This window comes from Arcanobacterium wilhelmae, from assembly GCF_029632765.1.
In the GTDB taxonomy this organism is placed as follows: Bacteria; Actinomycetota; Actinomycetes; order Actinomycetales; family Actinomycetaceae; genus Arcanobacterium; species Arcanobacterium wilhelmae.
This window is the reverse complement of sequence record NZ_CP121247.1, coordinates 299,353-313,788: the sequence shown is the minus strand read 5'-3', so window position 1 is coordinate 313,788 and position 14,436 is coordinate 299,353. Positions and strand designations below refer to the sequence as shown.

General features: G+C 61.3%; 11 protein-coding genes. 5 read left to right on the top strand and 6 right to left on the bottom strand.

The window, feature by feature from the left end; genetic code table 11:
- Positions 1-16: 16 nt before the first annotated feature.
- The gene (locus tag P8A24_RS01375) at positions 17-1,891 is read left to right on the top strand and encodes a solute carrier family 23 protein (protein WP_278058982.1); all 1,875 of its coding nucleotides are present in this window, start codon (positions 17-19) and stop codon (positions 1,889-1,891) included.
- A gap of 320 nt (positions 1,892-2,211) precedes the next feature.
- Here the strand turns inward: P8A24_RS01375 and P8A24_RS01370 are convergent, their stop codons facing one another.
- The 4 genes from P8A24_RS01370 to P8A24_RS01355 all read right to left on the bottom strand — a co-directional run bounded on the left by P8A24_RS01370 (position 2,212) and on the right by P8A24_RS01355 (position 5,718).
- The gene (locus P8A24_RS01370; RefSeq protein WP_278058979.1) at positions 2,212-3,474 is read right to left on the bottom strand and encodes an ATP-binding protein; all 1,263 of its coding nucleotides are present in this window, start codon (positions 3,472-3,474) and stop codon (positions 2,212-2,214) included.
- Between the two features lie 61 nt (positions 3,475-3,535).
- On the bottom strand, positions 3,536-4,801 hold the full coding sequence (locus P8A24_RS01365) for a hypothetical protein (RefSeq protein ID WP_278058977.1): 1,266 nt from the start codon (positions 4,799-4,801) through the stop codon (positions 3,536-3,538).
- Positions 4,692-5,051 carry an ATP-binding cassette domain-containing protein gene (locus P8A24_RS01360; RefSeq protein ID WP_278058975.1) on the bottom strand — a complete coding sequence of 120 codons (360 nt, stop codon included), beginning with the start codon at positions 5,049-5,051 and terminating at the stop codon, positions 4,692-4,694. The genes P8A24_RS01365 and P8A24_RS01360 overlap by 110 nt, the downstream gene beginning before the upstream one ends.
- A gap of 1 nt (position 5,052) precedes the next feature.
- Entirely contained in the window at positions 5,053-5,718 is a 666-nt protein-coding gene (locus P8A24_RS01355; protein WP_278058973.1) for a PadR family transcriptional regulator, read from the bottom strand.
- Positions 5,719-6,100: 382 nt separating this feature from the next.
- Between P8A24_RS01355 and P8A24_RS01350 the strand changes: the two genes are divergently transcribed.
- Positions 6,101-7,249 (top strand): acyltransferase family protein, encoded by a 1,149-nt coding sequence (locus P8A24_RS01350; protein WP_278058971.1) that lies wholly within the window; start codon positions 6,101-6,103, stop codon positions 7,247-7,249.
- Positions 7,250-7,333: 84 nt separating this feature from the next.
- Positions 7,334-8,167: a pyridoxamine kinase gene (locus P8A24_RS01345; RefSeq protein WP_278058969.1), complete on the top strand. Its 834-nt coding sequence runs from the start codon at positions 7,334-7,336 to the stop codon at positions 8,165-8,167.
- Positions 8,168-8,262: 95 nt separating this feature from the next.
- Here P8A24_RS01345 and P8A24_RS01340 read toward each other — a convergent pair whose 3' ends face one another.
- Both P8A24_RS01340 and P8A24_RS01335 read right to left on the bottom strand, forming a co-directional pair.
- Positions 8,263-9,051, bottom strand: a complete 789-nt coding sequence (locus P8A24_RS01340; RefSeq protein ID WP_278058967.1) for a cytochrome b5-like heme/steroid binding domain-containing protein — start codon at positions 9,049-9,051, stop codon at positions 8,263-8,265.
- 275 nt (positions 9,052-9,326) lie between these two features.
- Positions 9,327-9,983, bottom strand: coding sequence for a deoxynucleoside kinase (locus P8A24_RS01335; protein WP_278058965.1), 657 nt, complete (start codon positions 9,981-9,983; stop codon positions 9,327-9,329).
- Positions 9,984-10,275: 292 nt separating this feature from the next.
- Between P8A24_RS01335 and P8A24_RS01330 the strand changes: the two genes are divergently transcribed.
- Both P8A24_RS01330 and P8A24_RS01325 read left to right on the top strand, forming a co-directional pair.
- On the top strand, positions 10,276-11,451 hold the full coding sequence (locus P8A24_RS01330; RefSeq protein ID WP_278058963.1) for a TDT family transporter: 1,176 nt from the start codon (positions 10,276-10,278) through the stop codon (positions 11,449-11,451).
- A gap of 315 nt (positions 11,452-11,766) precedes the next feature.
- Complete coding sequence (locus P8A24_RS01325) at positions 11,767-14,169, top strand: MMPL family transporter (protein WP_278058961.1); 2,403 nt, start codon at positions 11,767-11,769, stop codon at positions 14,167-14,169.
- Positions 14,170-14,436 lie beyond the last annotated feature (267 nt).

The following is a 14,436-nucleotide window of genomic DNA, read 5'->3' as shown; positions in this document are numbered from 1 at the left end:
TACACTAGCGAAGGTGATGAAACAACACCCAGTGGACGCCGTTCCGGCCGCTCCGAAGCTTGTGCTCCTGTCCCTTCAACACCTCCTCGCGTTCTATGCCGGCGCCGTGATCGTGCCGCTCCTGATCGCATCCTCGCTGAATCTCGATTCGGCCACCACGATTCATCTCATCAACGCCGACCTCTTCACCTGCGGCCTGGCCACCCTGATCCAGTCGGTGGGCGTAGGCCGCAAAGTCGGCGTGCGCCTGCCGATCATCCAGGGCGTCACCACCACCGCCGTTGCCCCGATCATCGCGATCGGCCTGGCCGCCACGAACGGCGCAGGCGGGGTTGCCTCCCTGCCCGTCATCTACGGCTCGATTATCGTTGCCGGCCTGTTCACCTTCTTCGCCGCACCGTTCTTTGCGCGGCTTTTGCGTTTCTTCCCCTTCCACGTCACCGGCACGGTTCTGCTCGTCATGGGGACCTCGCTCCTGGCCGTTTCCGCGAACGACTTCGTGAACTACGCGCAGGGCGTGCCCTCCGTGCGCGACCTCGCCTACGGCTTCGGCACACTGGCCACGATCCTGCTCGTTCAGCGGTTCGTTCGCGGGTTCTTCGGCACGATTTCGGTGCTGATTGGCCTGGTTGGCGGCACGGTGGTTGCGCTGATCGCCGGCCATGTTGCTCCCGAGAAACTCGACGCCGTCGCCACGGCTCCCGCCCTGGGCGTGACGACGCCGTTCTACTTCGGCTGGCCGGCGTTCTCGTTCACCGCGATTCTTTCCATGCTGATCGTCATGTTGATCACCATGGTGGAGACCACGGGCGACGTATTCGCCACCGGTGAGATCGTCGGCAAGCGCATCACCTCCGCCGATGTTGCGGCCGCGATCCGCGCCGACGGCGCTTCGACCACCCTTGGCGGCGTGCTCAACTCCTTCCCGTACACGATGTTTGCGCAGAATGTTGGGCTCGTGCGCCTGACTGGCATCAAGTCGCGCTGGGTGGCCGCGGGTGCCGGCGTCCTGATGATCGTCGTTGGCCTGTTGCCGAAGGTAGGCGCGGTTGTAGCCGCGATCCCGTCGCCAGTGCTCGGCGGAGCCTCACTGGCGCTGTTCGCAAATGTGGCATGGGTTGGACTGCAGACGATTGCAAAGTCTGACCTCGCCGACCCGCGCATCGCCGCGATCGTGACCACCGCGCTCGGCCTGGCAATGCTTGTGACCTTCCGCCCCGAGATCGCGCAAGTATTCCCACAGTGGGCGCAAGTGTTCTTCTCCTCGGGAATGTCGATCGGCGCGATCGCGGCGATCGGTTTGAATCTGTTGTTCTTCCACACCGGCCGCAGGCGTCGGGCCGAGGCCGACGTTGTCGCCCGGGTTTCGCTCGACGATGTTGCCGCGATGGACCGCGAGACCTTCGTTTCCACGTTCCGTCCGCTGGTGAACAGCCAGGTGTGGCCACTGGAGAAGGTGTGGGAATCGCGCCCGTTCGGCTCGGTTGCCGAGTTTGGGCAGGCGTTGCAGTTCGCAATCATGCATTCGGATTCGGATTCGCGTTACGCCCTGCTCGCCGATTACCCGAACATGTACGAGCTGCTCACCAACCCTGATGCGGTGACCGGCGACATTGGCTCGCTGGCTCTTGGTTCTGCAACGAAGGGCGAGCTGGCTGAGCTCGAGGCCCTGTGTGCGAAGTACCAGGAGAAGTTCGGCGTGCCGTACGTGGCCTACCTGCGAACCGATGATTCGATGCCAGGTATTTTGGCGGCAGCGCGCCGGCGCCTAGAGAACTGGCCCGAGGTTGAGAACATGATGGCCCTGGCCGAGATCGGCAAGATCACGCAGGACCGCTTGGAGATCCTCGTGCGCGGAGCAAAGGACCGCGCCTCAGAGTTCCAGAGCTGATACTCCGCGCAGCTAAAATTTTGGTTCGTTTTTTGAGGCTCGGAACTCTATATGGCGTTGATCGTCAATTTTTCGAACCAAAATTTTAGCTTAAGCAAGTAGCCGCGGTCATCCACTCAAAGGGCCGCAAGATAATTTCACCTAAACGCCGGGTGGGGCGATCGGAAATTTTCCGATCGCCCCACCCGGCGTTTACATACAACAATCCACAACAAAAGCGGAGGCACCAGCCTTCCCTGGCTTTCTTCCTGGTGGGACGGCGGCGCCTCCACTTTTTATTTTACGAGGTTGATTCAGTTTTTCGCAGTGTTCCGCGAAGGCTAACGCTCATGCGGATTGCGCAAGGGCGGAGCCTCGTAGGGCCAGCCGGAGCTGAGCATCGCTTCCACCGCCTGGTTGGTGAAACGGTACTGGGTGCCGCGGGCAATGATCCCGCGCTGGGTTTCAAGCCTGCGCGCTGTTGTCCCCACCTTCGCTGAAGTGGCGTAACCCAGCGCTTTCGCGATGGTGAGAAGCTGGCGCTGCTGAGGCGGCAACGCCGCCATCGCCTCAAGGAACTCGCGTTCACGCGCAGGTAGGCGCTCCAGGATTCTCAGCACATGCGCTTCCGCTTCCGGTGCGGCATGCGCCCAGCCACGTTCAACATCCTCTTCCGTAATCACATCACCTGTTCCCGCATACCAGGCGTTCGCGCCGGCGAGCTGGAACAAGAAGGGCTCACCGCACGAGTACCGAATAATATTCGTGGCCGCCGGAACCTCCATCGAGATTCTCCGAATCCCGCCATCTGGATCCGCGATCTCCCACCCGTCAAAAATGAACGGATAGAGTGCCTCAACGAGGCTTTCGACATCCAAAGATTCGAGAGTTCCCGTTTGGAACCGGCGCGCGAAGGTTGCACCCACGCGAGCGCCAGCCATATCGAGAAACTCTGGCAAACCCGTCAGGTAGATAGCGATCGGCAAGGCTCGCGACGCCTCATAACCGCCAGGAGCTTTCACTGGTTCTTCATACGCGAGAGCATCCCCGAAGGCGACAAGGAGCTGCGAAAGCACATTGGTATCCGTGATGTTTTGAACTTCATCGACGTGGACCACCACCATCGTGTTGGCGCGAGCGATCGCAGCACGCCCGAGCTCAATCAAAAGTTCCGTGAGTGCACGGTACGCCTCAACGCCCTCCGCTTCCCGAAACGTGACTGATGCGCCGCCCACGGCAACGGCCTGCACACGTGCCAGCACCGCGGAAATTCGCTTTTCGGTAGCGACGACCAGACCAGCCTGCGCCGCGAGCCCGAGGAGCGCCTCGGCTACACGCTTGAGCGGATCGCCGCCTGCCGGGATCCGAATCTGTTCAGTGACCCAATCCCCCTGGTCGCGTGCACTTTGCGCAATGCGACGTACGAGCGCAGATTTACCCGAACCAGCCTCACCGAGGATTGTTCGGGCACGCTCATGGATTCCCGCCACTCGCCTCGGGCGAAGCACATCACGCCAATCCGCGAGGAAACGAGCGCGCCCAGCCCATACCTGCGGCACAACATCAGAGCCAGGACTAAAAGGCGAATCAAGCGGAGTTCTCATATTGCTAATATTATCAAGACATGTGGTGGCGTGGTAATATTAGCACGCCACCACACACCACCTAGTCGGCGCGGCGGGTGAGTACCCCTCGCCCAGGCGGGAAGATCGCGCCAGCTAGCGCTGTGACCGCAACAATGACTACCCCAATCAGCACAACTGCAAGCGGTTCGTAGCCTATCTCCGAAATCTCCATGCGGTTACGCGCCAGCCACACACCAAACTCGCCCACCAGGGCCCCCGGAACAACAGCGGCAACCGCCGTAATCACCCCGTGCCAGGACGAGAACGCCCGCCGGAAACCTGGCGCACCACCGAGCGCCTCCACTGTGTCCATATCTTGCCGGGCCGCCCGCGCGCTCATTGCCACCACGATCATGGCCACGAAAACCGCAGCACCTCCAGCGATCAGGCAAATCACAAGCCACGACGTAAACTGCTCATACTCGGGTGCCGCGATCACCGCAGCCTGAACTTCCGCGCCGTCGCCCTGAAGAGCTTGACGTAAAGCGCCACGGTTATCCCACAAGGTGATTGGCTGCTCGAACGTGATCCGAATAGCCGTTGCTCGCACGGTTCCGCCAAGCTTTTTCACGGTAGCGGGAGTCATCAGGGCATTCACACCATAATTGCGTTCCATCAGTGGAGCCTGCGAAACACCGAGCGGCGTTCCCTCACTCGACCCCACACTTTCGCCCCACGGTAGAAACTCGAGCGGCTTACTCACATCATCAAATGTCAGTACTTCGCCGCGTTCAAGGGCAACCTTAGCCGCAGGCTTATTCTGATCTGGAATGAAATTCATACCACCAACATCGCCTGGCTCAACCACCATGACCCGGCTCCCGAACCCGAGCCCCTCACCAACTCCTGGCGAATTCGCCCATTTCGACGCTGGGCGCTTTTGTGGCTCTTCTCCCGCGACTGGCTCGACGATCGTTTTCTGATCGAAAAACGGTGAATACACGATCTGCGACGAGGCCACCGGCCGAACGGAATTCGCGCGATCCACAGCCATTTTGAGCACGTCGGCGTCGTTTCCACCCACTGATTCGTAGGCAAGGGTATACAAAACTTCCCCACGCTCGAGCCCTGGGTATTGCAGACGATTTTGTGCACTCAGCGTCGACGCCGAGAACGCACCCGCCATGGTCGCACGGATCACGCCCACCATGATCGCCGCCACCGCCGCCGACGATCGAAAACTGTTACGCACCAGATCACGGCCCGCCATCTTCGCAGCCACATTCCAGTGGAACGCCCAAGCAGCTACGCGAATGAACACCGGCGAGGCAGCCGCGAGCGCCACTACGCCAACAATCACAATCACCGCCATAGTATGGGATCTTGATCGACACGGCAGTGATCTCTTGCCCGTCTACAAAAATCTTGCCCGACGTTGGCGCATCCAGCCCACCAATCACGTTGAGGAACGTGGACTTTCCCGAACCGCTCGGCCCCATCACCGCCACAAACTCACCGGTGCGAATCCCCGCACTCACGCCGTCAAGGGCGCGGACCTCATCTGCGCCTGAGCGGTGAATCTTCGTGACGTTCTCCATCGTAATGACGTTGCTCATTTCAATACCTTTCAGTGCTGCGGTTGTGAGCGGCCCCGTTGCCGCCCGAGTGGGAGTTCGCCGCCGGATCGGCGACGCCGGTGCGCGCGGGCGCGTTGGGTTCAATTGTCGTTGCGCGGGCGCCAGGGGGCGGATCGCCGGCATCCGGCTGTGCCGCGGCGTGGCGGGCAATGATTCGTTCAATGTGATCGAGCCAGCGGCCTTGCGCTTCCAGATCGAAAATGCGGCGCTGGGCAAGGAGCTGGGCGGTGAGATTTTCCTCCGGGATTCCAGAGAGCTCCTTCGTCATCGCACGGATCTCGGCGAGCGTGGCCATGCGCTGAGCGTGAATATCGGCTGTGAGGTTTCGCGCCGCTCCGGCGCCGACCGCGATGCGCATGACCAGATCGTCGCGTTCATCACGCGGCCGCAGGATCGGAGCCGCAAGCCACGTATCAAGCACCTCGCGCCCAGAGCCGGCGATCGCATACGTTTCGCCGCTTTTGCCCTCAACCTCGCCAAGGGATTCAACGAGTCCATCACGCTCAAGCCGGCGGACTGTTTGATACACCTGCCCCACGTTCATGGGCCAGATGTGATCGGTGCGCGCCTCGAATTCATCGCGCAGTTGATACACCGGCTGTGGCTGCTCTGCGAGCAGCCACAGCAACACATCTCGAACTGCCACCTGGGCCTCCTTTCTCCACCTTCGGTTCGCCACTCGCCGCTTCATCGGGGATGCAATTCACCGTACGAGTAGCCTGCGACAGTTTTTGGCGAACACTTCGGTTACCGGGTAATAATCACGTGCTGGATTTCTTGATTACAGGGTAATACTCGGCACCGAGCAAGGCAAACTACAGTTTCTACCAATTTTGACAACAAGCACCTTAACCACTCTTTTACGCCATCCCGTCTGAGCCCCCAGGGGCTGTGAGCTACCTCGTGCACTGAAAATTTTGGGCGCAAAAATCAAGACTCAGGGCCATATACGGCTCGAGCCCACAAAAAAGCGACCAAAATTTGAGGAGCCACGAGTACAGCCCACTCCAACCGCTAAAATTCCACGCGTGAACCTCTTTCTCGCGCTGATCGTCGCACTCACGCTCCACGGCATCTGGAACGGCCGTCGCACCGGCGTTGCCACACCCACTGGCACCGCCACCCCAAGCAACCACGCCACCCCAACCAACCAGACCACCACCGCTAACCCCGCCGCCACAGCGACCCACTTCCTCTCCCGCAGCCAAACGAACGCCGTCAACGGCGTCTTCATCATGATTGTGTTCGCCTCGCACGTCACGGCGCACTACCCCACTACACCCTGGAGCGACGGCGGGATGCTTTGGCTCATCTCCCAGCTTGGACAGCTGATGGTGGCCTGTTTCCTGCTCTTCTCGGGATACGGGATGATGGTGTCGCTCGCGAGCAAATCGGGTTATGCACGCACGATTCCGCGTGCGCGCATCGGCGCCACGCTCGCCCAGTTCATCCCGATCACGGCGTGCTACCTTGTCCTCGCGATGATCGGCCCGGAGCCAGTTTCGGCAACATACGCTTTCTTTGCGATGTTCGGCTGGTTTTCGCTCGCGAACGCGAGCTGGTATATTTTCGCAATTTTGGCGCTGTGGGCGCTGACGTGGGTGGTTTTCCGCGGCGCCGAGAGGGTCGGCGTGTGGAGCCCCGGCGCTTCCCCCGCCCGCACATGGGTGCTCGTCGCTGCGTTTACGCTGGTTGTGGCATTATTCGAGCTCTGGATGTCCACACAAAAACCCAACCAGCACTACACGTTTTATTCGATGCTATGCTTCCCGGCCGGCATGATGCTTGCGCTGGCACGCCCAGCATACACGCGTCTCGTCGTGACGACGCCGGGCTGGCTCGCCGCGCTCACCGTCCCACTTGCCGCCACGTACGGGCTTTCGCTCGTGGATCGGCCGCATTTTTTCGTGTTCGGCATGGAGTCGATCGCGTTCGCTCTCACGATCGTGTCGGTCCTCGCCCGATTCCCGTTGCGCTCCCGCCCGCTCGAGTGGTGCGGCGAGAACCTTTTTTGGCTCTACACCGTGCAAAACTTGCCGATGATCGTACTGGACCGCATGCTTGGCGACGCCGGGGCCCGGTTCACGTACCCCGTCCTCGCCCTCGTCGCGACTGCCGCACTCGCTATCGTCGCGAAACGCCTGCTCGCCCCGCTCGGACGGGCAGTACGCGGGTGACGTGCCAAGCCCCCGATTACCGGCGCGAAACCCGCACCGAACCGAGTAAAGTTGTGCCGAACGTCAAACAAAGGAGAATCACCGATGGCGTATAACCGCATTCTTTCGATCCAGGACATTTCGGGCGTGGGCCAGTGCTCGCTCACGGTGGCACTGCCGATCCTCTCGGCGTGCGGGCAGGAGACGTCGATCCTGCCGTCCGCTGTGCTCTCCACACACACTGGTGGTTTCACCGGCTACACGTTCCGCGATCTGACCGACGATATGCCTGCGATCGAGGCGCACTGGAAGAAGGAGGTCCTGGATTTCGCGGCACTCTACACCGGTTACCTCGGCTCCGAGAAGCAGATCGACTACGTCAAATCCATCGCCGATTCGCTGCTGCGCGAAGGTGCGCCGTTTATTGTGGATCCGGCGATGGCCGACGCCGGCAAGCTCTACCCAGGTTTTGACGAGGCGTTCGCGAAAGCCATGGGCCGTCTCGCCTTCTCGGCGGACATCATTCTGCCCAATATCACCGAGGCCTGCCTCATTACCGAAACCGAGTACCGCGAGGATTACGATCGCGCGTTCATCAACGAGCTGCTCGCGAAGCTCACCGAGCGCGGCGCGAAAACCGTGATTCTTACGGGTATTTCCTACTCTCCGGAAACCACCGGCGTGGTGGTGTTCGAGAACGGCGAATACGCCTACTACGAGCACGAGCGCCTGGAGCGCGGCAGCCACGGCACGGGCGATGTGTACTCTTCTACTTTTGTTGGCGCACTAATGAATGGACATTCAGTGTTCGATTCGGCGCGTATCGCCGCCGATTTCACTCTGCGATGCATCAAGCGCACGCACACGCTGGACAACCACTGGTATGGCCCGGCGTTCGAGCCGGAGCTCGGCTGGCTGATCAACGAACTCGCGAAGTAAAGCACACAGATCTATATAAAACCGGGTCCGGTTGCACATAGTGCAACCGGACCCGAAAAACTACAACAAACTGCCAGGCCCTCCGGCAACAAAGACTACTTCACCGGCCCGAGTTTGAACTGCGCGAGCTCAGCGGCCGGCTCGCCCTCGCCGCCGTGCTGTACGGTGAACGCGGCCGTTCCGTCAGTGCCACACATGGTGCCAATCACGGCCGGCCCGCCCGGGTGGTGGTTGATCCATGTGGTCAGGTCGTACGCGGTGCCGTTAATCGCCACCCAGCACGATTCGGCACTGTTATGCTTCGCAATCTCCGCCATCGTGAAGGAACCATCCGCGGCCGACGCCGGGGCGCTGGTTGCGCCCGAAGGAGCCGACGCTGCCGGTGCGGCCTGCGCCGGAGCTGCCGACGCCGGGGCTGCGGTAGCCGAAGCTGCGGGCTTGTCCCACACTGCACTCGCACCGGAATGGCCCACCAGCACGATAAACACCAGCGACGCGATTGCGGCGAGCGCGACGAGAACGCGGGCGATCGGCGCGAGCTTCGCACCGGCGTCGGCGAGCTTCGTCAACCCAGGCTTGCCAAGCTCACGCAGCAACGGGAGCGCCCACGCCGTCGCGAACACGGCAAGTAGGCCAACAGCAACAACAGTGAAATCCGCCCACATTTCGTGAGCCGACGGCACGCCGCGCACATGCGCCAGCGACTCGCCAGTTTCCTTCGCAACAAGGAGGCCAGCGAAGGAAACCCACGCGAATACCGTCCCGAGCGTGGTGGAAACATTGCGCCAGCGCGCGGTTGCCACGGAAGCCAGGAGGAAGAGAACAGAAAGCGGCACCAACACAACCGGGAGGTGCACTGCAAGCGGATGAAGTGGGATATTCATGGCGGGAACACTACGCCCTAAGTCCTAGGAGACGGCTGATATTTTCCTAAGGTTAGGCTACACAAACCACCCAAAACGTCCCGAAATGGCGGATTTTCGGCGTTTGCATGTCCGCTCACAGCCAACAAAGCGCGCTGGTGCGCGTCCACCATCCGGGACGCGCGTACGCAACACCAACAACCACGACAGCAGCACACCGACGTCGGTAACGCAGCGATGTCGACGGGCAAAAAGGGAAGGCGGCACGCAGGCCGCCTTCCCTTACACAACTCAACTCACTTCACGCCCAGGCGCTTCAGCTCTGCCTCCACCTGATCAAACAGATACTGCTGCTGCTCCGGAACCAGGCCAACCTCATGCTCGGCCACGTTGATCTTCAGAACCGGCGAGGCGATGTAATCGTTGTCCACCCACTCGTCGTAGCCTTCCCAGAGCTTACGGTAGTATGAGGTGAGCTCGTCGTCCTGCTCGAAATCGCGCCCGCGCGAATGAATACGATCCATGATCGTATCGAAATCCGCATACAAGTAGATGAACAGATCCGGAGCCTTCTTCGGTAGATCCTTGATCTCCTCCATCATGTTGTTGAGCAGGCCCTCATAAATGTGGAACTCCTCGGGCGAAATACGCCCAAGCTCCGTGTTGACCTTCGCGAAGTACCAATCCTCGTAGATCGAGCGATCGAGGATCGTGTCCGCACCCGACAGCATCGCACGCTTGACGTCCGTGAAACGCGAATTCAAGAACTCGAGCTGGAGAAGGAACGAATAACGCTTACGCTCCTGCTCCTCCTTCGACGCCGTGTAGAACAGCGGCAGAATCCGGTTATTCTCCACATTCTCGTGGAGCACCGTGGAGCCGTACTTCTTGCCCAACAGCTCAGCAACCGTGGTCTTGCCTGCGCCGATCATGCCGCCGATGACGATCAACATACGCTCCAAACTTCTTTCTTCCAGCCGGTTGGCTGAGAATTTTCTTCATGTGCGAACGCCTCTAACGGTACCCCACCGACGCCCAACGCGCTGACCGTTGCGCGGTGGGAGGTACCACAGCCGTCAGTTTTCCCCGCCGAACGGCGAAAAATTTTCACTTCACGCCGCAGCCGGTTTGACGCACATCTCTCACCTCACCTCGCCCGGCCGGCTCGCGCGCATTCATTGCCCAAAGTGTGGCGGATCTTTCGTGGACATAGCTGGAAGCCTCCGCCGATAAAGAGCACGCTGTATGAACGTGAGTAACGAATCAGCGAAGTCCTCGTACCCTCTGGCGCAGCCGGGCACCGACCCGGCCGACCCCAACGCACCCGAAACGAACAAAAAGGGCGCACCGGCGTCGGAAAAGAACCCGAACTCCGACAAACTGCCACCCATCGGGCCGGCCTGGTTCCCGGCGGCGATGGGAACCGCAATCCTCGCAAACCTCCTTCAGGCTCACACGGGCAACCTCCCCGGAGCAGGACAGGCGTCCGTCGCCGTGCTTGTGCTCGCATGGGGCGTGCTAGCCGCGCTTGTCATCGGTTACATCGTGCGCATCGCGATCTCCCGCGACGCCCTGACAACCACGATCCGCGACGCCACACAAACCCCCATGTGGGGCACCGTTTCGATGGGAATCTTGTCGGTCGGCTCGGCAACTGCGGCGGTTGTGCCCGCGCACTGGCCCCAATACGCCGACGCTGCCTGGCAACTCGACGCCGTCACCTGGATCATCGGCACCGCGATCGGCTTGGCCGCCGCAATCGGCTTCGCAATCTGGTTGATCGGCACGGACCTCGGCTCCCCGACGACAGTGTGGGGGCTCGCGGTTGTGGGCCCGATGGTTGCGGCGACGACGGGCGCCGGGCTCGTCTCCCACGTCTCCGACACCTTCCAGTTCTGGCTCCTGGTGATCAGCGGAGCCTGCTTCTTCATGGCATTCTTCCTGGGTATCGCTGTATTTGCCACGGCCTACCACCATCATTGGCGCGTGGAGCCACTGCCGTTGGCCGCGAGCGCGAGCGCGTGGATTCCGCTGGGAATGGTCGGGCAGTCGACGGCGGCGGCGCAGTCGATCGCGGCGCAAGCTCGCGAGATGCTCCTGCCACAGTTCGCAGCAAGCGCCCAGAGCGTGGCGAACACCTACGGTTGGTTCATGGTTGTGGTCGGGATCCCGCTGTGCGCATGGGCGCTGGTAGTGACTGTGCGCGGGTTTATTCGGCGCATGCCGTTCGCTCCGGGCTGGTGGGCGCTCACGTTCCCGATCGGTACGCTCGCGCTGGGTGCCACGCTACTCGCGAAAGGCACCGACGTCGGCGCACTCACGGCTGTGGGTGCGTTCGGAACGCTTGTGCTGGTGGGAACGGTCACACTGTGCCTCGTGGCATCTGCCGTAAACATCCGCCGGCGCGGGATGGCCTGGTAGTAACAGGACCGCGATTGTTGGCCCCGGCGACGACGTCGGGGCCAATTTGCGTCCCCACCCCTGCAGCACTGGCGAGCGGAGCGTCGGTAGGGATGCAAATGCGGGGAGAAAGACAACCAATCTCCCCGCACCGGGCTGGCACTCACCATGCTCCACTGCCTCCCAGCGGACATATACCTCTTACTAACGCATCAATAGCCGCTAGCCAGGTGCCGCGATCCGCACCAGAACAAGCACCCGCTCCGATTGGCAATTCACATGAGAACAATTCCATAAAAAAGAACGCATGTCTCAAAGTGTTGATAGTGTGAGCGCATGTCACATGTAGAAAATCCTCAGCATCGCCGCACACAGCTAGATGCTCAACCCACCAATCCCATCAACCGTGTGATGGGATTCCTCGCATCACGACGGGCGGTTCCCTTGAGGATTCTCCTGCTCCTCCTGTGGCTCGCAGCCCTTGCCTTCGGCGGCATGGCACAGGGAAAGATCGGGACTGTCTCGGAGAACGATCAGGCAGTATTCCTCCCCAAAACCGCCGAATCCACCCTCGCAAAGGAGGAAGCCACCAAGTTCAACGCGTCGTCGACTATCCCAGCGCTCGTCGTCGCGTCGACGTCGGGAAACGAAAAACTGACCGATTCCCAACTCGCGTGGCTCAAGAACCTCTCGCAGAACATGGTCACGGCCGAGATCCCCGGCGATATCGCACTCTCCGAGCTTCTCACCTCGCCCATGATCCCCGTTGTTCCGAACGAGGATAAAACAGCCGCACTGCTGCCGATGAGCCTCGATGCGGCCAAACTGGCCGAACTTTCACCCGATGGCGAGAAGCGGATCAACTCAGCAACCGCAGCACTTCGCGCCACGATCAACGACGCGGCCCCTCAGGAACAGGGGCTCACAGTCCGCGTCTCAGGCCCGGTCGGCCTCGCCGCAGATCTCGGCAGCGCCTTCACCGGCATCGACCTCACGCTCCTTCTCGTGGCCCTCGGCCTCGTGTTCGTCATCCTCGTGGCCGTCTACCGTTCACTCTTGCTCCCATTCGCGGTCCTCGGGACGGCAATGGCAGCGCTGTGCGCCGCGGTGCTCGTCGTCTACGAACTGGCGAAGAACGACATCCTTTCGCTCAACGGCCAAACCCAGGGAATCCTCGCCATCCTCGTGATCGGCGCGACCACCGATTACTGCCTCCTCCTCATCGCCCGATACCGCGAAGAAATGATGGTCAAAGCTACACCGATCGACGCTCTCGCCACCGCATTGAAGGGCTCGTGGGAACCCATCGTCGCTTCCGGCGGCACCGTGATCTGCGGACTGCTCACGCTCATGCTCTCGGATCTGTCCTCAACCGCCTCGCTCGGCCCAATCGCCGCGATCGGCATCCTCTTCGCCATCTTCGCCGCCCTCACACTCCTCCCCGGCATCCTCATGTTGCCTGGAAAGCGGGCCTCGATCTTGTTCTGGCCCGCAAAACTTCCCCACTACGATTCCGAAGCTGAGGCGATCGAAAAGAGCCACGGCGCCTGGAACACAGTGGCGAATTTCGTTGCGCGCCACGACCGGCCAGTGTGGATCAGCACGCTCGCAGCCCTTGCCGTCTCGGCAGCGTTTTTCTTCACCTTCCCCGCCGACGGCACCTCAACGACCGACCAGTTCACCTCCTCCCCCGAAGCCGTGGTCGGCTTCGAGGTTCTGCAAGAGAAGTTCGACGCCGGTTCATCCCAACCCACCACCGTCGTCGTCCGCGAGGACAAGGCCGACAGCCTCAAGGAGCGCATCGAAGCCCTCGACGGCGTCGCCTCTGTCGAGTTCGCAACCGACGCTGGCGCATCTGGAGCTCCGGCTGGCGTCGGCGGGCGCCCGGAGGCCGCCGGTAGCACCCCCGGCGCCAACGACGCCGGTGAGGCGCCTGCGCGCGAAAGCGCAGCTGCCCGCCCCCAAGGAACCGGTCAGGCGCCGACGTCGGCGGGCCGTCCGACGTCGGCAGCGAACGCTGAGCCGACGATCGTCGACGGGAAGGCACTCCTCAACGTCACCACCACGATGCCGTCGGAAGATAAGGCAGCCGGGAAAGTCGTGACGGCGATCCGATCCGTCGCGCACGACGCCGACGCGGGTGCGCTTGTTGGCGGCCCCGCAGCCGAAACCTTGGACACGCAGACCACCGCGAACAACGATTTCAACAAAATCTTCCCTGTTGTGCTCGTCGTGATCGCCGTTCTGCTCATGATCCTGTTGCGTGCCATCGTCGCACCGCTGATCGTTCTCGCCGTCAACGTCGTGAGCTTCGCGGCCGCGATGGGCCTGTCCGGGATCCTGTTCTTCCAGATCCTCAACCACCCAGGCGCTGACGCCTCCATCCCGATCTACGCGTTCGTTTTCCTCGTGGCACTAGGCGTGGACTACACCATCTTCCTGCTCTCGCGAGCCCGCGAAGAATCCCTCAAACACGGAACACGCGAAGGAACCAAGCGCGCCGCAACCGTGACCGGCGGCGTGATCACCTCTGCCGGTGTCGTCCTCGCAGCCACCTTCGCCGCTCTCGTGGTCGTGCCGCTGCTGTTCATGTTCCAGCTCGCCGTGATTGTTGCGCTCGGAATCCTCATCGACACGTTCATCGTGCGTACGCTCACCATTGTGGGAATCACGCACGACATCGGCCGGCCTATCTGGTTGCCGTGGACGGCCCGCAAGGTTCCTGCCGACACTAAGTAAGGAGTGCGCGAGCGAGCTCGCTCGGCACAAACATAACGAAGCCCGGACGGCCTAGCCGTCCGGGCTTCGTTATCTAGGCTGCTGAAGATGATACAAAATTTACCTCGCCCGTAACGTGGTGATGCTGATCGCGTGTACGAAAACAACAGGGTAGACCTCGTCAACGAGTGGAGCTGTGGCCATAAACGCCATAACTCTTCAAACCGTCTAGCACTCCCACAGTCCTATAGTCCGATTTTGGCACACACGAGCAAATTTTGGCCCACG